This window comes from Vibrio sp. D417a, assembly GCF_030248595.1.
In the GTDB taxonomy this organism is placed as follows: domain Bacteria; phylum Pseudomonadota; class Gammaproteobacteria; order Enterobacterales; family Vibrionaceae; genus Vibrio; species Vibrio alginolyticus.
This window is the reverse complement of sequence record NZ_JAHGAM010000026.1, coordinates 31,470-50,913: the sequence shown is the minus strand read 5'-3', so window position 1 is coordinate 50,913 and position 19,444 is coordinate 31,470. Positions and strand designations below refer to the sequence as shown.

General features: G+C 46.0%; 20 protein-coding genes. 2 read left to right on the top strand and 18 right to left on the bottom strand.

Annotated features, from left to right (window positions below; genetic code table 11):
* Positions 1 to 50: 50 nt before the first annotated feature.
* Positions 51 to 953: a DNA-binding transcriptional activator PunR gene (gene punR / locus KI742_RS19755; protein WP_017821565.1), complete on the bottom strand. Its 903-nt coding sequence runs from the start codon at positions 951 to 953 to the stop codon at positions 51 to 53.
* A gap of 152 nt (positions 954 to 1,105) precedes the next feature.
* Between punR and punC the strand changes: the two genes are divergently transcribed.
* Complete coding sequence (punC, locus tag KI742_RS19750) at positions 1,106 to 2,311, top strand: purine nucleoside transporter PunC (RefSeq protein ID WP_285385950.1); 1,206 nt, start codon at positions 1,106 to 1,108, stop codon at positions 2,309 to 2,311.
* Positions 2,312 to 2,355: 44 nt separating this feature from the next.
* Here the strand turns inward: punC and KI742_RS19745 are convergent, their stop codons facing one another.
* The gene (locus KI742_RS19745) at positions 2,356 to 3,132 is read right to left on the bottom strand and encodes a transporter substrate-binding domain-containing protein (RefSeq protein WP_005378944.1); all 777 of its coding nucleotides are present in this window, start codon (positions 3,130 to 3,132) and stop codon (positions 2,356 to 2,358) included.
* 115 nt (positions 3,133 to 3,247) lie between these two features.
* Between KI742_RS19745 and KI742_RS19740 the strand changes: the two genes are divergently transcribed.
* A complete protein-coding gene (locus tag KI742_RS19740) occupies positions 3,248 to 3,988 on the top strand; it encodes an amino acid ABC transporter permease (RefSeq protein ID WP_064354428.1) in 741 nt (246 codons plus the stop codon).
* An 80-nt stretch (positions 3,989 to 4,068) separates the two neighbouring features.
* Here the strand turns inward: KI742_RS19740 and glmU are convergent, their stop codons facing one another.
* From glmU to mnmE, 16 genes are all read right to left on the bottom strand, one after another.
* Positions 4,069 to 5,430: a bifunctional UDP-N-acetylglucosamine diphosphorylase/glucosamine-1-phosphate N-acetyltransferase GlmU gene (gene glmU, locus KI742_RS19735; RefSeq protein WP_053304044.1), complete on the bottom strand. Its 1,362-nt coding sequence runs from the start codon at positions 5,428 to 5,430 to the stop codon at positions 4,069 to 4,071.
* Positions 5,431 to 5,579: 149 nt separating this feature from the next.
* Positions 5,580 to 6,002 (bottom strand): F0F1 ATP synthase subunit epsilon, encoded by a 423-nt coding sequence (locus KI742_RS19730; protein ID WP_005378937.1) that lies wholly within the window; start codon positions 6,000 to 6,002, stop codon positions 5,580 to 5,582.
* Positions 6,003 to 6,020: 18 nt separating this feature from the next.
* On the bottom strand, positions 6,021 to 7,424 hold the full coding sequence (gene atpD, locus KI742_RS19725) for a F0F1 ATP synthase subunit beta (protein ID WP_005378933.1): 1,404 nt from the start codon (positions 7,422 to 7,424) through the stop codon (positions 6,021 to 6,023).
* A 35-nt stretch (positions 7,425 to 7,459) separates the two neighbouring features.
* Entirely contained in the window at positions 7,460 to 8,326 is an 867-nt protein-coding gene (atpG, locus tag KI742_RS19720) for a F0F1 ATP synthase subunit gamma (RefSeq protein WP_005378932.1), read from the bottom strand.
* A 44-nt stretch (positions 8,327 to 8,370) separates the two neighbouring features.
* Positions 8,371 to 9,912, bottom strand: a complete 1,542-nt coding sequence (atpA, locus tag KI742_RS19715; protein WP_005378931.1) for a F0F1 ATP synthase subunit alpha — start codon at positions 9,910 to 9,912, stop codon at positions 8,371 to 8,373.
* A gap of 13 nt (positions 9,913 to 9,925) precedes the next feature.
* On the bottom strand, positions 9,926 to 10,459 hold the full coding sequence (gene atpH / locus KI742_RS19710; RefSeq protein WP_017635596.1) for a F0F1 ATP synthase subunit delta: 534 nt from the start codon (positions 10,457 to 10,459) through the stop codon (positions 9,926 to 9,928).
* Between the two features lie 14 nt (positions 10,460 to 10,473).
* Positions 10,474 to 10,944 carry a F0F1 ATP synthase subunit B gene (atpF, locus tag KI742_RS19705; RefSeq protein WP_005378929.1) on the bottom strand — a complete coding sequence of 157 codons (471 nt, stop codon included), beginning with the start codon at positions 10,942 to 10,944 and terminating at the stop codon, positions 10,474 to 10,476.
* Between the two features lie 74 nt (positions 10,945 to 11,018).
* Positions 11,019 to 11,273 carry a F0F1 ATP synthase subunit C gene (gene atpE / locus KI742_RS19700; protein ID WP_002540812.1) on the bottom strand — a complete coding sequence of 85 codons (255 nt, stop codon included), beginning with the start codon at positions 11,271 to 11,273 and terminating at the stop codon, positions 11,019 to 11,021.
* Positions 11,274 to 11,330: 57 nt separating this feature from the next.
* Positions 11,331 to 12,143, bottom strand: coding sequence for a F0F1 ATP synthase subunit A (atpB, locus tag KI742_RS19695; RefSeq protein ID WP_005378922.1), 813 nt, complete (start codon positions 12,141 to 12,143; stop codon positions 11,331 to 11,333).
* An 8-nt stretch (positions 12,144 to 12,151) separates the two neighbouring features.
* Positions 12,152 to 12,541 (bottom strand): F0F1 ATP synthase subunit I, encoded by a 390-nt coding sequence (locus KI742_RS19690; protein WP_005378921.1) that lies wholly within the window; start codon positions 12,539 to 12,541, stop codon positions 12,152 to 12,154.
* 189 nt (positions 12,542 to 12,730) lie between these two features.
* Entirely contained in the window at positions 12,731 to 13,612 is an 882-nt protein-coding gene (locus tag KI742_RS19685) for a ParB/RepB/Spo0J family partition protein (RefSeq protein WP_017821562.1), read from the bottom strand.
* A gap of 24 nt (positions 13,613 to 13,636) precedes the next feature.
* Positions 13,637 to 14,410 carry a ParA family protein gene (locus tag KI742_RS19680; RefSeq protein WP_005383838.1) on the bottom strand — a complete coding sequence of 258 codons (774 nt, stop codon included), beginning with the start codon at positions 14,408 to 14,410 and terminating at the stop codon, positions 13,637 to 13,639.
* 10 nt (positions 14,411 to 14,420) lie between these two features.
* The gene (gene rsmG, locus KI742_RS19675) at positions 14,421 to 15,056 is read right to left on the bottom strand and encodes a 16S rRNA (guanine(527)-N(7))-methyltransferase RsmG (RefSeq protein ID WP_206225441.1); all 636 of its coding nucleotides are present in this window, start codon (positions 15,054 to 15,056) and stop codon (positions 14,421 to 14,423) included.
* Positions 15,056 to 16,951 (bottom strand): tRNA uridine-5-carboxymethylaminomethyl(34) synthesis enzyme MnmG, encoded by a 1,896-nt coding sequence (gene mnmG / locus KI742_RS19670; RefSeq protein WP_213880794.1) that lies wholly within the window; start codon positions 16,949 to 16,951, stop codon positions 15,056 to 15,058. The genes rsmG and mnmG overlap by 1 nt, the downstream gene beginning before the upstream one ends.
* Before the next feature lie 477 nt (positions 16,952 to 17,428).
* Entirely contained in the window at positions 17,429 to 17,863 is a 435-nt protein-coding gene (gene mioC / locus KI742_RS19665) for an FMN-binding protein MioC (protein WP_005378900.1), read from the bottom strand.
* A gap of 100 nt (positions 17,864 to 17,963) precedes the next feature.
* Positions 17,964 to 19,325 (bottom strand): tRNA uridine-5-carboxymethylaminomethyl(34) synthesis GTPase MnmE, encoded by a 1,362-nt coding sequence (gene mnmE / locus KI742_RS19660; RefSeq protein WP_005383836.1) that lies wholly within the window; start codon positions 19,323 to 19,325, stop codon positions 17,964 to 17,966.
* Positions 19,326 to 19,444 lie beyond the last annotated feature (119 nt).

The window sequence follows — 19,444 nt, the reverse complement described above, 5'->3', positions numbered from 1 at the left end:
CCACATTTTAAACATATCAATGAAAACACCTCGCTAATGCGAGGTGTTTTTTATGACTGTAACCAATCTTTATGTAGCTGATTAGGCGACCCAAGATAGTCCACCATCCACTGGATCAATTTATGATTATCATCTTTGCGCCATACTAAGCAGCAGTGACTGAGCGGTTTATCATCCGGCATGACCTTCTCCACCAGCACACCATCATTGATTAAGGGTGTTGCAATATGACGTGGCATGTAACCCACGCCCACCCCATTTTTTAAACATTCAATCGCACTATACCAATTGGGCAATAATAATCGGCGCTGTTGCGGATAATGGCCAGTATGGCGTTTTGGCAGCACGTTCGAAGTATCATCAAGACAGATCGCCGGAAATTGACTCACAAACTCTTCAGTAAGCACTTGTTGTCGAACGCAAGGATGAGCGGGTGACATTACAAATGCCCAATCTAATACGCCCATATCTTTGACTTCAAAATCTCCCCCAACGGGAACCGCAGATGTCGCGCCAACGACAATGTCGGCTCGACCTTGTGCTATGGCTTCCCAAGAACCATTGAAGACCTCCATATTGATCTGCAATTCAGCAAATTCAAACTCGCGATAGAAATCTTCCACCAAAGGTTTGAGTTTTTCTAACTTCACCACGTTATCTAAGGTCAGCTTTAACGTGCTTTTCCATCCTTGAGCCGCTCGCCGCGTTTGTGCTTTCACCTCTTCCATTTGACGCAGCAAAGAGCGCGCCTCAGCCATAAAAAGTTCACCCGCTGGAGTTAACTCGACTTTCCTCGGTAAACGTCGAAACAGCACCACATCTAAATCTTGCTCGACCTGCCTTACTCCATAGCTGATGGCTGAGGGGACTTTATGCAATACCTCAGCCGCAGCGGTGAAACTGCCTAAACGGGCAACCGTATCCAGCATTTCCAAAGACGCTTTAGAGAACATGATTTAACCTTTCAAAAAATTTGATTGATAACCAACAATTTTAGCGTTTTATTTTCTCAAAATCGAAAAATAGAATAATAAGGTAAATAAATCAGGGTTGGCGCCAACTGATGTTGATTAAAAAATGATTAAATAATTTGACTGGTTGAATCATGAAAATCTCAAAACTACAGCTCATTTATCTGGCAGCATTATCGATGCTTGGCTTCGTTGCTACCGATATGTATCTGCCAGCATTCAAAGCGATGGAAATCGACTTTGCAACAGGCCCTGAGCAAATTGCGCTCTCTTTAACGGTATTCCTCGTTGGTATGGCGATTGGCCAGCTAATGTGGGGATTGGCATCCGATAAATTTGGCCATCGTAATACACTCGCAGCCGGGTTGGTGCTATTTACTATCGCGTCATTCGGTTTGGCTTTCTGTGATCAAGTATGGCAACTACTCACACTGCGCTTTATCCAAGCTGTCGGTGTGTGTGCACCAGCCGTGATCTGGCAGGCTATGGTCATTAAGCGCTACTCAAGCAGTAGCCAACAAATTTTTGCGACAATCATGCCACTCGTCGCGCTATCACCAGCACTAGCACCTCAATTAGGGGTTGTGTTGGCAGATAACTTCGGCTGGCACAGTATCTTTATTACGCTAACACTGGTTGGTGTCTTTTTGGTCTTTGCGACCATGGCACAAAAAGACGAGAAAGCAGAAATCAAACAAACCAGTATGTCTGCCGACATCAAAGCGCTGCTGAGTTCTAAAAAATACCTTGGCAACGTGTTTATGTTTGCGACGGCTTCAGCTGCATTCTTTGCTTACCTAACAGGGATGCCAGAAATCATGGCGCAACTGGGCTACGAAGCAAAAGATATTGGTTTGAGCTTTATCCCACAAACTATCGCGTTTATGGCTGGTGGCTACTTAGGTAAAGTAGGCGTTCGAAAATTTGGTGATGAAAAGGTTCTGCGCCAACTGATTGGCCTATTTAGTGTCGCGGCATTAATGATTTTCATTGCTTCACAGTGGGAGCTGTCATCGATTTGGCCTATTCTTGCGCCATTCTGTTTGATTGCCGTTGCTAACGGCGCACTGTACCCAATCGTGGTAAACCGTGCACTGGCCAGCGCACAACAGAGCCCTGCAACAGCAGCAGGTTTGCAAAACAGCCTGCAAATCTGTGTAAGTAGCTTCTCAAGTGCATTGGTAGCCGCAATGGCAAGCCAAGCTCAGATGGTTACTGGCATCGCAATCATCATCTGTATGGGTGGGCTGTGGATGGGATACATTCTGTCGAATCGCGAATTATCCAAGCACTTTACGACTCCTGACAACGCCCGAGTCGTGAGTGAAGACGAACTTTAATCGTTCAGATAATAAAAAGAGCCGCGCAATGCGGCTCTTTCTGTTTATAAGCTTTTCAACCCCCATTTCTTGGCAGTCTGCTTAAAAAAGCCTTGAGTCTTTTTCAACTCTACCCAGTGATTGATGTAATTAATCCATACTTGATCGTCTTGCGGCAACAACATAGCAATTGGGGTTGGTTTACGCGGTGCGGTCACTGGCACTATCGCCAACTGTTTAAACTTATCCACCAACGTCGCTGCTTCCACATTGGACGTCACCGATACATCGGCCCTGCGAGCTAGTAGTTCTTGGAAGTCGCGCGCTGGCGCTTCAATAACAATATGCTGAGCAGACGGGAAGAACTCTTTCACCATTTTTTCTTGTACCGTACCTAACGTCGCCGCGACTTTTACTTCTGGTTTATTAAAATCCGCCCAATCAGAGAATTTGGCGAGATCTTTCTTTTGCACCACAGGTACAAAGGCAAGGTAGAAATATGGCTGGCTATATCCAGCGACTTTCGCGCGCGACATGTTCAGAGATGCGCTGCCAGTAATATCGTATTTGTTGGCGGTAATGCCATTAACTAGCGTCTTCCAATCCGTGGGAACATACTCCACTTTTACACCGAGATCTTTAGCAAGTTCTGTTGTTACATCGATATCGAAGCCACGATAACTGTTTGTCGCGGGGTCTTTCATCGTCATCGGATTCCAATCTCCCGTCGTTCCAACTCGGAGTACGCCATTGTCTAAAATGGATTGAAGACGGCTTTCAGCGTGAGCGACTTGAGTCGCAGCAAGCAAACACATTCCTAGCACTAGTAAAATCTTTCTCATTTTTATTCCCTTAAAAATAATGACCTTATACGGTTTAATAATTAACCTTTATTAGAGCTCTACTGATAACATAGCAGTAACAAAGGAAGTTTTTTAGTTAATTCAGGGAGTAAATGTGACGTTTCGAACTCTATGGCTGTTTTCACTGCTATTACTCACTGGTTGTTCTGATTATCAATGGGGCTGGTATGTACTTGACCCTTCGACGGATCAAGGGCTCACCAATCTAAAGTTTTTAATCGCTGGGTTTAATGACACCATTCAGGTATCACTCCTCAGTATGTTATTTGCGATGAGCTTGGGCCTGATCGTTGCCTTACCCGCTCTGTCGGACTCTGCCTCTCTGAAGTGGATAAACCGTATTTATGTCGAGGTGATCCGTTCAGTGCCAGTTTTAGTCTTACTACTTTGGGTGTATTACGGCATGCCTACACTATTGGATGTCTCACTCAATCACTTTTGGGCGGGTGTTATTGCACTGACTATCGCTGAGAGTGCGTTTATGGCGGAAGTGTTTCGCGGTGGGATACAAGCTATCAGCCGTGGCCAACATGAAGCGGCTGAATCTTTGGGCTTAAGCTATTGGCAAAAGATGCGCTTGGTAATTCTTCCCCAAGCATTTCGACAAATCCTCCCTCCACTGGGCAATCAATTTGTCTACATTCTCAAGATGAGTTCTTTAGTCAGCGTGATTGGTTTAAGCGATCTCACTCGCCGTGCTAATGAGCTGGTGGTGAATGAGTACTTACCCTTAGAGATTTATACCTTCCTCGTTTTGGAGTACTTGTTACTCATCCTATTTGTATCTCAAGCCGTTCGTTGGCTCGAAAACCGTATTGCTATTCCTAGTTACTAACGATGAAGCCTGAGCTAGAAACAACAAAGCCGCTCTTGTTGAACGGCTTTGACAATATAGCGATAGAGTGCAGGTATTGCTTATTTCTGTTTTACAGGACGCTGCCAGCCAGTAATTTTGCGCTCTTTGACGCGAGTAATTACTAACTCACCTTCTTCAACATCTTTTGTTAGTGTCGTGCCTGCACCGATGGTTGCGCCATCAGCGATAGTGACAGGCGCCACCAGCTGGCTATCAGAACCAACAAAAACATCATTACCGATGATAGTTTTAAACTTGTTCGCACCATCGTAGTTACAAGTGATAGTACCTGCACCGATGTTAGTACGTTGACCGATCTCTGCATCACCTAAGTAAGTTAGGTGGTTCGCTTTTGAACCTTCTCCGATGCGCGCATTTTTCACTTCAACGAAGTTACCCACATGGGAATCGTTACGCATTTCAGCACCAGGACGAAGGCGAGTAAATGGACCAACCGTACATTCTTCACCAACCGTTGCACCTTCAATCACACTGTAAGGGCGAACGATGGTGTTGTCGTCGATTTCACAATCTTTCAGTACACAACCCGCACCGATAACCACGTTATCACCCAGTGAAACTTTACCTTCGATGATAACATTCACGTCGATTTCACAGTCCATACCGCACTGTAACTCACCACGCAAATCAAAGCGTGCTGGATCGCGTAGCATGACACCTTGCTCTAGTAGTTTCTGAGCTTGCATTGACTGGAAAGCACGCTCTAGACGAGCAAGCTGTGCGCGGTCGTTGACCCCTTCCACCTCAATGGCATTGACTGGGTGTACTGCCTCAACGGCACGACCTTCATCGTGTGCAGCTGCAATAACGTCAGTTAGGTAGTATTCGCCTTGTGCGTTGTTGTTGTTTAAGCCAGACAACCAACGCTTAAGATCCCCACCAGTCGCAACCATCACGCCAGTGTTGATCTCTTTAATTTGTTTTTGTTCTTCTGTTGCATCTTTTTGCTCAACGATCGCAACAACAGGACCATTCTTACGGATAATACGACCGTAGCCTGTCGGGTTATCTAGAATCACTGTTAGTAGTGCAATACCGCCTGTTGGCTGTGCATCTAATAGGTTTTCAATCGTTTCAGCTGAAATCAGTGGAACATCACCGTAAAGCACCAGTACTTTTTCATCGTCTTCAAACTTCGGAGACGCTTGATCAACCGCATGACCTGTCCCTAACTGCTCCGCTTGAAGCACCCAATTTACAGGCTCTTCTGCAAGAGTGGTTTGCATTTGATCACCACCGTGGCCAAAGACCAAGTGGATATTTTGTGCACCTAGACCTGTACATGTATCAATCACATGTTTTGCCATTGGCTTACCTGCCAAAGTGTGTAGCACCTTAGGCATGTTCGAATGCATACGGGTACCTTTACCCGCTGCAAGAATCACAGCACTGAATTTCATTGATAACCTATTGACGTTTTATGTTAATTGGCCGTTATTTTAAACAGCTCTTTTAAAATAGTTAATGGAGTAAGGTAAATTTCCAACTAAAATTAATCAAAAAGGCGACCAATTGGCCGCCTTTTTTCATGCAACGTTGCTAATTGAGCTTAGCGACGCTTTTTTGTCAGCTCGATAACTCGTAGCTGAGCAATGGCTTTAGCCAGTTCACTGGCCGCTTGTGCGAAGTCCATGTCACCATGCTGATTCTGGATTTGCTCCTCAGCGCGGCGTTTGGCTTCTTCTGCCTTCGCTGCGTCTAGCTCTTCACCACGGATAGCTGTATCAGCTAGTACAGTCGCTGTACCAGGCTGAATCTCTACCATACCACCAGAAACATAAATAATTTCTTCGTGGCCGTGCTGTTTCACAATACGCACCATACCAGGCTTGATAGCGGTCAGCAGCGGTGTGTGACCATGGAAAATACCAAGTTCACCTTCGCTACCGGTCACCTGAAACGTTTCAACACGACCAGAGAAGATTTTCTTCTCAGCGCTTACTACGTCTAGGTGAAAGGTTATTGCTGCCATATCGCCTCCTAGTTAGCCTTATAGCTTCTTCGCATTCTCAATAGCATCGTCGATGCTACCGCAGTACATAAATGCCTGCTCAGGAATGTCGTCGTATTCACCAGCTAGTAGACCTTTAAAGCCACGTAGAGTCTCTTTTAGAGGTACGTAAATACCAGGGTCACCAGTAAATACTTCTGCTACGTGGTAAGGCTGAGTTAGGAAACGCTCAATCTTACGTGCACGAGATACAACTTGCTTATCTTCTTCAGATAGCTCGTCCATACCTAGGATAGCAATGATATCTTTCAGCTCTTTGTAGCGCTGAAGAGTCTGCTGAACACCACGAGCAACTTCGTAGTGATCTTGACCAACGACTAGTGGATCAAGCATACGAGATGTTGAATCTAGCGGGTCGATCGCAGGGTATAGACCCATTGCAGCGATGTTACGGTTAAGTACAACCGTTGCATCCAAGTGCGCGAACGTTGTTGCTGGAGACGGGTCAGTCAAGTCATCCGCAGGTACGTATACTGCCTGTACAGACGTGATAGAACCTGATTTCGTTGACGTGATACGCTCCTGAAGTACACCCATCTCTTCTGCAAGAGTTGGCTGGTAACCTACCGCAGAAGGCATACGACCTAGTAGTGCTGATACCTCTGTACCTGCAAGTGTGTAACGGTAGATGTTATCAATGAACAGTAGTACGTCACGACCTTCGTCACGGAAACGCTCTGCCATTGTTAGACCAGTCAGTGCAACACGTAGACGGTTACCTGGTGGCTCGTTCATCTGACCGTAAACCATCGCTACTTTTGATTCTTCAGGCTTCTCAACGTTTACAACGCCCGCTTCCTGCATCTCGTAGTAGAAATCGTTACCTTCACGAGTACGCTCACCAACACCAGCAAATACTGATAGACCTGAGTGCTGTAGTGCGATGTTGTTGATAAGTTCCATCATGTTAACGGTCTTACCTACACCTGCACCACCGAATAGACCGATTTTACCACCCTTAGCGAATGGACAAATTAGGTCGATTACTTTAACGCCCGTTTCTAGAAGTGCAATTTCGTTTGATTGCTCTTCGTAGCTTGGTGCACTACGGTGGATAGAGTAAACCTCTTCCGCACCCACTTCACCACGCTCGTCAATCGCGTCACCTAGGACGTTCATGATACGACCTAGAGTTTTAGTACCTACTGGTACTGAAATTGGAGCGCCAGTGTTAACCACTTCTACTCCACGACGTAAACCATCAGAGCTACCCATTACGATACAACGAACTACGCCACCGCCTAGCTGTTGTTGAACTTCAAGAACTAGACGCTCTTTTGAGTCCGTTACGTTTAGAGCGTCATATACACTAGGTACATCGCTCTGTGGGAACTCTACGTCGACTACCGCACCGATGATCTGTACGATCTTACCTGTAGCCATCGTTAATCCTCTAAACTATTTCGTTTTACCTAAGCTTAAACCGCAGCTGCACCACCAACGATTTCTGATAGTTCTTGTGTAATCGCAGCCTGACGGGCTTTGTTGTACACAAGTTCCAAATCGTCAATCAAACTGGTTGCGTTATCCGTTGCAGCCTTCATCGCAATCATTCGAGCCGCTTGCTCACAAGCAAGGTTCTCAACCACACCTTGGTATACCTGAGACTCTACGTAACGCACTAATAGCGTATCCAGTAGAGGTTTTGGTTCAGGCTCATAGATGTAGTCCCATGAATGCTCACGCTGCATCTCTTCGCTGTCCGATTTAGGCAAAGGTAGCAATTGATCGATCGTTGGTTGCTGAACCATAGTATTTACAAACTTGTTGAATACTACATATAGACGGTCCAGTTCACCTTCATCGTATTTCTTCAGCATTACGCCAACAGAGCCGATTAGGTCTTGTAGGCTTGGATTATCTCCAAGACCAGAAACCTGTGCCGCAACTTTTGCGCCACCATGTTTAAAGAAAGCTGTTGCTTTTGAGCCAACAACGGCTAGCTCAATCTCAGCACCTTTCTCTCTCCATGCTTGCATGTCTGTAACGGCTTTTTTGAACACGTTAATGTTCAAACCACCACACAGACCACGGTCTGTCGAAACGATGATGTAACCAACACGTTTAGCTTCACGCTCTTCTAGGTACGGATGACGGTACTCTAGGTTTGCGTTAGCCACATGACCGATCACTTTACGCATTGTTTCAGCGTATGGACGAGAAGCTTCCATTGCATCTTGAGAACGACGCATTTTTGAAGCTGCTACCATTTCCATCGCTTTCGTAATTTTCTGAGTGCTTTTAACACTACCGATTTTATTACGTATCTCTTTTGCGCCGGCCATCGTTACTCTCCGTTAGTTGGTGGCAGAAACTGCCACCGACCTAATTACCAAGTTTGGGTTGCTTTGAAGTCGTCAGTCAGTTTCTTCAACTGAGCTTCGATTTCATCGTTGTAAGCGCCAGACTTGTCGATCTCAGCTGCTAGTTCAGCGTATTGACCGCGAGCGTACGATAGTAGAGCCGCCTCGAAATCTAGAACTTTGTTAAGTTCTACATCATCAAGGTAACCGCGCTCTGCCGCGAAGATAGTTAGAGCTTGGTCAAATACAGACATTGGAGCGTACTGCTTCTGCTTCATTAGTTCTGTAACTTTTTGACCATGGTCTAGCTGTTTCTTCGTTGCGTCATCAAGGTCAGAAGAGAACTGAGCAAATGCCGCTAGTTCACGGTATGCAGCTAGTGCTGTACGGATACCACCTGATAGTTTCTTGATGATTTTCGTCTGAGCTGAACCACCTACACGAGATACTGAGATACCAGGGTCAACAGCTGGACGAACACCAGCGTTGAATAGCTCAGTTTGTAGGAAGATCTGACCATCGGTAATCGAGATTACGTTAGTCGGTACGAATGCTGAAACGTCACCTGCTTGAGTTTCGATGATAGGAAGAGCAGTCAAAGAACCAGTCTTACCTTTCACTTCACCGTTAGTGAAACGCTCTACGTACTCTTCGTTTACACGAGCTGCACGCTCTAGTAGACGCGAGTGTAAGTAGAATACGTCACCTGGGAATGCCTCACGGCCTGGTGGACGTTTAAGTAGTAGAGAGATCTGACGGTAAGCTACCGCTTGCTTAGATAGATCATCGTAAACAATCAGTGCGTCTTCACCGCGATCGCGGAAGTATTCACCCATCGCACAACCTGCGTAAGGCGCTAGGTATTGAAGCGCTGCAGATTCAGAAGCTGATGCAACTACAACGATAGTATTTTGTAGTGCGCCGTGCTCTTCTAGTTTGCGAACAACGTTAGCGATAGTCGATGCTTTCTGACCGATTGCTACGTAGATAGAGAAAATACCAGAGTCTTTCTGGTTGATGATCGCGTCGATCGCCAGTGCTGTTTTACCAATCTGACGGTCACCGATGATAAGCTCACGCTGACCACGACCGATTGGGATCATTGAGTCAACTGACTTATAACCAGTTTGCACAGGTTGGTCTACCGATTTACGGTCGATTACACCTGGTGCGATCACTTCTACAGGCGAAGTCATTTTCGCTTCGATTGGACCTTTACCATCGATAGGCTCACCCAGCGTGTTTACTACGCGGCCTAGTAGTTCTGGACCAACTGGCACTTCAAGAATGCGGCCAGTACCTGTAACTTTCATGCCTTCCTTAAGGTCAGCATATGGGCCCATTACAACCGCACCAACCGAGTCACGCTCAAGGTTAAGTGCCAGTGCATAACGGCCACCCGGTAATTCAATCATTTCACCTTGCATCACGTCCGCTAGGCCGTGGATGCGGATGATACCATCGCTTACCGATACGATAGTACCCTCGTTGCGAGCTTCACTAACAACTTCGAAAGATTCGATACGTTGTTTGATCAGATCGCTAATTTCCGTGGAATTAAGTTGCATGCTCCAATCCCCATTAAGACTGCAATGCATCGCTCAGGCGGTTCAAACGACCACGCGCTGAGTCATCGATGACTAGGTCTCCGGCTCGAATAATAACCCCACCAAGTAGGGTCTCATCTACACTGCAATTCAGCTTCACTTTGCGTTCAAGACGCTTTTCAAGTTTGCTGCCAATGTTTGCAAGTTGTTCATCAGAAAGCTCTGTTGCTGAAATTACTTCAACATCAATTTCTTTCTCATGTTCTTTTTTCAGAGTAAAAAACTCCGTGCAAACATCAGGAAGGGCCGCTAAACGACCATTCTCAGCCATTACCTTCAAAAGGTTTTGACCGTGCGCATCAACTTGTTCGCCGCAAACTGCAACAAAAATTTCTGCCATTTTGTCAGCAGAAACCGAACCCGTTAGTAGTTCGTTCATTTGTTCGTTTTTGGCCACTTCAGCAGCAAAAGATAACATTTGGCCCCATTGGTCCAACTGGTCTTTCTCTAAAGCAAAGTCGAAGGCTGCTTTAGCATAGGGGCGTGCGATAGTAGTCAAATCAGACATATGCGCCCCCAGACTTAAAGTTTTGCAGTAATGTTGTCGAGAATATCTTTTTGCGCATCTTTATCGATAGAACGCTCAAGGATTTTCTCAGCACCAGCTACAGCCAGAGTAGCAACTTGTTTGCGCAGCTCATCGCGTGCACGATTGCGTTCAGCTTCAAGTTCTGCTTCTGCTTGCGCTAGGATTTTCTGGCGTTCTGCCTGAGCTTCCTCGCGAGCTTCATCAAGAATTTGAGACTTACGCTTGTTCGCTTGTTCGATGATCTCAGTTGCTGTGCGCTTCGCTTCTTTCAATTGATCAGAAGCGTTGGCTTGTGCTAGATCCAAGTCTTTCGCAGCACGTTCTGCTGCTTGAAGACCATCAGCAATTTTCTTCTGACGCTCTTCGATCGCTTGCATCAATGGTGGCCATACATACTTCATGCAGAACCACACAAATAGTGCGAACGAGATTGCTTGACCTAGCAGAGTTGCGTTTATGTTCACAACAGCTACCCCTCTATTTGGACTTAGTGTTAATCAGTGACAAGCGATAATCGCCCGTCCCGAGTTAAAGGTGATTAACCTAGTTGACCAACGAATGGGTTTGCGAAAGTGAATAGTAGCGCGATTACGATACCGATCATTGGAACCGCATCAAGTAGACCCGCGATGATGAACATCTTAACTTGTAGCATAGGAGCCATTTCTGGTTGACGTGCAGCACCTTCTAGGAATTTACCACCTAGCAGTGCGAAACCAATCGCTGTACCAAGAGAAGCAAGACCGACGATAATACCTACGGCGATTGCAGAAAAGCTCAGTAAAGTTTCCATTACTATCTCCAATTTATAGTTGTTGGCTTAGTGCCCAAATAAAAAGCTTTAAAAAAATTAATGATCAGGATCTTCGTGTGCCATTGACAGGTAAACAATTGTCAACATCATGAATACGAAGGCTTGAATCGTAATAACCAAGATATGGAAGATTGCCCACGGTAGTGAACCCATCCATTGTAAGTACCATGGTAGCATTGCCGCACAAAGAATGAATACAACCTCACCCGCGAACATGTTACCGAATAGACGCATACCAAGTGATAGAGGTTTCGCTAATAGCGATACCACTTCAATTAGTAGGTTAAACGGAATCATCAGTGGGTGATTGAATGGATGTAGTGCAAGTTCTTTTGCGAATCCACCTAGACCTTTTACTTTGATGCTGTAGTAAATCATCAATGCAAAAACGCCTAGAGCCATAGCCATGGTGATATTCACATCAGCAGACGGTACAACCTTAAGGTAAGGAATACCTAGCCAATGCTCTGCTGGGTATGGTAAGAAGTCGATAGGAACTAAGTCCATCACGTTCATCAAAAATACCCAACAAAAGATAGTCAGTGCTAAAGGCGCGATCAGTGGGTTGCGTCCATGGAACGTGTCTTTGACGTTATCGGCGACAAATTCAACGATCATTTCTACAGCACACTGAAGCTTACCCGGTACACCCGCTGTTGTTCTCTTTGCTACTTTGTAAAAAATTCCGAGGAAGATTAAACCAGTAAACCAAGAAAAAAACAGGCTATCGATATGTACGTTCCAGAAACTTGTCTCCGACCCTACTAAACCCAACTTGTATAGCGATAGGTTAGAAAGGTGGTGGGCAATGTAACCGGACGATGTTAGCGCTTCACCTGGCGCAGCCATAACTCATCCTATTTTTTGTTGTTAATGAATAGCACTGGTGCACAGATATTAATACCTAGTACCAGCAAATAGGTTAGTTTGAGGGGAACAAGTTCCACCTGCATATACATGTAGGCAACATAGAACAGTGCAACCGTGATGAGAATTTTCAGTACTTCACCCGTATAGAAGGAAGCAGCGATGCGCTTGGCAGCGCGAGCTCCACTAAACATGAAAGCACACAGCGCGAATACTGCATTGGCAACAACAAAAATGCCTCCGCCAATCAGCGCTGAAAATCCCCAGTCAGGATTTATGGCTACCGCCATTCCTGCTGCCACAAAAATAACCGCGCCAGACTGGATCATTAACAATTGCCTTGCGAGCTCTCGTCCTGGTCTAGCTAACGCAGCTACCATGTATTCGTACCTCTAGTAATATCCACTTCGCACTTAACTCTCTGTGCTGGGAAATTGGCGAAAATTATACGTTCAGTTCAACGTAAAGCAATTCGATTGCATCAAAAACTTACAGTTTTGTTTACAAAACGACAACTTTCGCACAAAATTCGATTAATTAGATTAATTGACCTAAATCAATTATCTCATCTAGGCCTCAAGCTTGGCAATTAGTTGGTCCAATTTGTGAGGCTCATCAAGACTTATCGTCAATTTCGCTTTTCCGTTTGCAGAACGGGTCAGAGAAACTTTTGCATCAAGCAGCTGACTCAATTTATGCGACATTTGCTCGGCTTCGGTATCCTCTTGTTGCCCTTTTTGCTCATTTTGTGGGGCTAAGCACTTTTTTACTAACTGTTCGGTTTGGCGAACAGTCATTTGCTTCTTAGCCACTTGTTGAGCTACTTCGACTTGCTGTTCGCCTTCTAACGCTAACAGAGCTCGAGCATGACCCATTTCCAATTTTTTATCTGCAACCAGACCTTTTACATCAACTTCCAACTGATTCAGACGTAATAGGTTACTCACCGTCGTTCTTGATTTACCAATCACATCGGCCACTTGCTGATGTGTCAGCGTGAATTCATCTTGTAGACGCTCAAGCGCTTGGGCTTCCTCAATCACATTCAAGTCTTCACGTTGAATGTTTTCAATCAACGCCATGGCGATGGCGGCACGATCTTCAACTTTTTTCACCAAACACGGCACGCGTTTTAAACCCGCCTGCCTTGCAGCACGCCAGCGGCGCTCACCTGCGATGATCTCAAACTGACCACTTTCGACCTGGCGAACCACGATTGGTTGAATAATGCCTTGTGATTGAATCGAAGCCGCTAGTTCTTCTAGCGCTTCAGGCGCCATGTCTTTACGCGGTTGGTATACGCCCGGCTGCAATTGACCAATCGCTAAATCGGTTAACTCACCGTCTGCCGATAATTCTTGGCTATGCGATGCAATATGCTGTTTTTCACGAGCAAACGAACTGGTCGACAATAACGCATCCAGTCCTTTTCCGAGACCACGCTTAGACATGGGATTGAATTCCTTAGGTTAGAGTTAAACTGGGATTTCTTCGCGGCGGAGCATTTCGCCCGCTAGAGCAAGATACGCTTTGGCACCTGCGGAGTACTTATCGTAGTACATTGCAGGCTTACCGTGACTTGGTGCTTCAGCCAAACGAACATTACGCGGAATGACAGTACGGTAAACTTTATTCCCAAAGTGTTTTTTAAGTTGATCGGATACTTCATTCGATAAGCGGTTGCGTGGGTCGTACATGGTACGCAATAAACCTTCGATTTTGAGGTTTTCATTCACAACAGCCGCTAACTTGCTGATTGTATCCATAAGAGCAGTTAAACCTTCTAACGCAAAGTATTCACATTGCATCGGCACCAGCACAGAGTCAGCTGCCGCCATCGCATTGATTGTAAGAAGGTTTAGAGAAGGAGGACAATCAATAAAGATGAAATCATAGTTATCGCGAACTGAGGACAATGCATTTTTTAGACGCACTTCACGAGCGAAAACTTCCATCAATTTGATTTCTGCCGCGGTGACGTCGCCGTTCGCCGCGATCAAATCATACTTCCCTGTTGTTTGGGTACAAACGACTTGATCGAACGGTGTATCTTCGACCAAAAGATCGTATGCGGTGGCGTCGACCATATACTTATCCACGCCACTGGCCATCGTAGCATTGCCTTGCGGGTCGAGATCGATCACCAAAACCTTGCGCTTTGTTGCCGCCATCGAAGCCGCTAAGTTAATGCACGTTGTTGTTTTGCCGACCCCACCTTTCTGGTTGGCGATTGCTACAATTTTACCCACGATTACCTCGCTAATTTCCCTTGCGCGATAAGATTACTAGATGACGATCACCTTCCAACTCAGGAACAGCCAAAGATATGATCTCTGTCACACTGCACCATTCAGGAAGCTGATCCATTTCATCTTTAGGGTGCTGTCCTTTCAGCGCTAGAAACACCCCGTGCTCTTGTTTCGGCAAATGGTGGCACCATTCCACCATGTCTATCATTGAAGCAAAAGCTCGACTCAAAACGCCATCAAATTTTTCTTCAGGTTGGAATTCTTCGACACGACTTTGAATTGGTGTCACGTTTTTCAGCCCTAATGTGTGCACAACTTGCTTGATAAAACGGATGCGTTTGCCAAGACTGTCGAGCAAAAAGAAGGTTTTCTCAGGGTTCATGATTGCCAAAGGGATGCCCGGTAACCCCGGACCAGTACCAACATCAATGAAGCGCTCACCGGGCAGGTGTGCGCTTACAACGATACTATCAAGAATATGTTTCACTAACATATCAAGCGGATCACGTACCGATGTTAAATTGTACGCTTTGTTCCATTTGTCGAGCAGTTCGACATAACCAACTAACTGCTCTCGTTGCTGTTCTGACACTTCCAAATCGGTTTTCGCGATCAGTGAATCCAGCTTTGTTCGCAATGCGCTCATTATTCTTCCTCACCTTTCTTCAGCAAACCATGCTTTTTCAAGTGAACAAGTAGAATAGAAATTGCAGCAGGCGTAATACCAGAAATGCGTGATGCAATACCGATGCTCTCTGGTTTGGCCTCGCTCAGTTTAGCAACGACTTCGTTTGATAAACCTTTTACATCGCGGTAATCCAAATCAGCAGGTAACTTGGTATTTTCGTGACGCAGTGATTTTTCGATCTCTTCCTGCTGACGCTTGATGTAACCGTCGTATTTCACTTGAATTTCAACTTGCTCAGCCGCTTGCTGATCTTCAAGTGCAGGAGCAAACGCTTCAAGTTGCGTCAGTTGCGAATAAGTGATCTCTGGACGACGCAGAAGATCCTCACCACTCGCTTCACGGGCCATTGGGGTTTTCAGCAGCTTGTTCAGCTCATCAACACCCTCTGACTTCGGATTCATCCACGTTGCTTTCAAACGCTGACGCTCCGTTTCCATATTGTTGATTTTCTCGTTAAAGCGAGCCCAACGAACATCATCAATCAAGCCTAGCTCGCGCGCTTTTTCCGTTAAACGCAAATCGGCATTATCTTCACGAAGTAGCAGGCGATATTCCGCACGAGAAGTGAACATGCGGTACGGCTCTTTGGTACCCATGGTCGATAAGTCATCAATCAACACGCCCATGTAAGCTTGGTCACGACGTGGGCTCCAGCCTTCTTTGTCTTGGCTAAACAAGCTTGCGTTTAGGCCCGCCATCAAGCCTTGCGCTGCGGCTTCTTCGTAGCCAGTCGTGCCATTAATCTGGCCAGCAAAGAACAAACCATGGATGAACTTCGTCTCGTACGTTTGCTTCAAATCACGTGGATCGAAGAAATCGTATTCAATCGCATAACCTGGGCGAACGATGTGTGCATTTTCAAACCCTTTCATTGAGCGCACGATTTGTACTTGCACATCAAATGGCAAGCTGGTCGAGATACCATTAGGGTATAACTCGTGCGTTGTTAGGCCTTCTGGCTCAATGAAGATTTGGTGGCTGTTTTTGTCAGCGAAACGCATCACTTTGTCTTCAATAGACGGACAGTAACGCGGACCAATACCTTCAATCACACCTGCGTACATTGGACTGCGATCCAAGTTACTACGGATCACATCGTGAGTTTGTTCATTGGTGTGGGTGATGAAACATGGAATCTGACGCGGATGCTGTTCACGTTTGCCCATGAACGAGAATACAGGCGTTGGGTTATCACCGTGCTGAGCTTCTAGCACTGAAAAATCAACAGTACGAGCATCAATGCGCGGTGGAGTACCTGTTTTTAAACGATCCACACGGAACGGCAGTTCACGCAGTCGATCCGCTAATGCGATCGATGGTGGATCCCCGGCACGACCACCAGACGAGCTTTCCATACCTATGTGGATCTTACCACCAAGGAAGGTACCCACGGTTAGCACAACGGCTTTCGCATGGAAGCGAAGTCCCATTTGAGTTACCACACCAACTGCGCGATCGTGTTCAACAATCAGATCATCAACTGATTGCTGGAACAACGTTAAGTTAGGCGCATTTTCTAATGCATTACGAACGTACGCTTTGTACAGAGCGCGATCGGCTTGAGCTCGAGTTGCTCGTACTGCAGGACCTTTGGAGGCATTTAGTGTACGAAACTGAATACCTGCATGGTCGATGGCTTCAGCCATCAAACCGCCCATAGCATCTACTTCTTTTACTAAGTGACCTTTACCAATACCACCGATCGCCGGATTACAAGACATCTGGCCTAATGTATCGATGTTATGGGTAAGGAGAAGCGTTTTTTGTCCTGTGCGTGCAGATGCGAGCGCGGCTTCCGTTCCTGCGTGTCCGCCACCGACAACAATGACGTCAAAGTTTTCGTGATAAAGCATGAACTGACCTCAGGTATTCAAAGGGATTTAATGGACAGATAAAGGAGCCGTATTTTACCTGCTTTATGCCAGAGAGAAAAACGTTTTCTCGTTTTATCCGTTTTAAGCTTCAAGATAAATATATATAAGATCTATATATATGATCTTTTATTAGATCTACTATTAGGATCGACCGTTTCTGTGGATAACCTAAAAATGATCAACAAGATCATGGATCTTCTTTGGATCATATCTTGTGATCATGATTGGATCAGATCGAGGATTACCTGGGATCAAAAGTGGTGGTTATACACAGGGGGTGAAATTGATCAAAGTTGTTATTGGGATAACTAAAGGAAAATCACTGGATCTTATTGTAGTTATCCACAGTCTGTTTGGTTGGTTTTTGAGCGGTTAAACAAAATAATTTGGTGGGAGTTATTCACATGGGAGAAAACAGAGCCGAATTTCGACTCTGTTGAAGGGAAAGTCGTGAGTTTAAAAACGTTCGATATTCTCTTTTAACCACATTTCTGCGGCGTCTTCTGGCACATCATGGCTCAGTACATCGATTTTAAAGCAATCTGCGAGAGGGGTTGCACCAATATCCTCTAATAAATCATAAGCGTGTTGACCAGCGGCACAGAACGTATCGTAGCTAGAGTCACCAATCGCAATCACCGCAAATTTTACATCAGTCATTTTTGGCGGTGTATTTTGTAATGCTGCGATAAAAGGTTGGATATTATCAGGATACTCACCAGCTCCATGTGTAGAGGTGATCACCAACCACGTACCTTGATTTTCGATATCACTGAGGGAAGGCTGGTTGTGGATCGTTGTTTCAAATCCATTCTCGTTGAGTAGATCACTCAGGTGATCCCCTACGTATTCTGCGCCACCTAACGTGCTGCCTGTAATAATGTGGATCATACTTCTTCCTTATTGAATGCGACGGCTAAAGCTCATGGATGGCTTGCCGTACAAAAAGAAACGCGGTGTGAGTTAAGCTCAGCACCGCGCGTTCGATTATTTACTTCCCGATACAGAATGAAGAGAAGATTCGTCCCAGTAAGTCGTCAGAACTGAACTCACCGGTAATCTCATTGAGATGTTGTTGGGTGATGCGTAGCTCTTCAGCCAATATTTCACCTGCCATATAGCCTTCAAGCTGCTCCTGGCCTATTTGAAGGTGCTGTGCGGCACGTTCTAATGCATCGAGATGACGACGACGAGCCATAAACCCACCTTCACTGTTGCCAGAGAAGCCCATACACTCCTTGAGATGATCGCGCAGAGCTTCAACCCCTGCACCAGTCTTCGCTGACAAACGGATAAGAGTAGGGTTATTGACGTGGCAGATCCCCATATCTTCACCCGTTTGATCCGCTTTATTACGGATCACCGTTATGCCAATGTTGTCTGGTAGGCGATCCACAAAATCTGGCCAGATATCTTTCGGATCGGTGGCATCGGTTGTCGTGCCATCCACCATGAACAACACGCGGTCTGCTTGGGCTATTTCATCCCACGCGCGTTCGATACCGATTTTCTCTACTTCATCGGAAGCATCACGCAAACCTGCTGTATCAATGATGTGTAGTGGCATGCCATCAATATGGATATGCTCACGCAGTACATCACGCGTGGTTCCTGCGATGTCGGTTACGATTGCAGATTCTTTACCCGATAGCGCGTTCAGTAGGCTTGATTTGCCCGCATTTGGACGACCCGCAATCACGACTTTCATCCCTTCACGCATAATAGCGCCTTGGTTAGCTTCTTTGCGCACCGCATCTAGGTTGTCGATGATGGCTTGTAGGTCACCAGCCACTTTACCGTCGGCCAAAAAGTCGATCTCTTCTTCAGGGAAGTCGATGGCTGCTTCAACATAGATACGCAAATGAATCAGCGACTCAACTAAGGTATTAATGCGGCCTGAAAATGCGCCCTGTAAGGATTGCAGTGCCGATTTTGCTGCTTCTTCAGAACTGGCATCAATGAGGTCTGCGATCGCCTCGGCTTGAGCGAGGTCGAGTTTATCGTTCAGAAATGCGCGTTCAGAGAACTCACCAGGGCGAGCAGCTCGAATACCATCTATACCTAGAATGCGTTTTATCAGCATATCCATCACGACGGGGCCGCCATGGCCTTGCAGCTCAAGTACGTCTTCACCGGTAAATGAGTGCGGGTTAGGGAAGTACAGTGCGATGCCCTGATCAAGCACAGTGCCATCTTCTGACTTAAACGGCAGGTACTCTGCGTAGCGGGGCTTTAGTGTTTTGCCAGTGACTTCTAACGCCACTTGGTTGGCTTTAGGGCCAGAAACTCGAATAATACCGACACCGCCACGACCAGGCGCGGTCGCTTGAGCGACAATCGTATCTGTAGTCATAATTTTGCCTTTTGAGCTGGGCTATAGGGAAGATACCTAGGGAGCCATCACAATTAATTAGCTGAATTGTAATCAGCCAAAAACAAAAAGGCGACCTTTTGGCCGCCTTTCTCAATCAT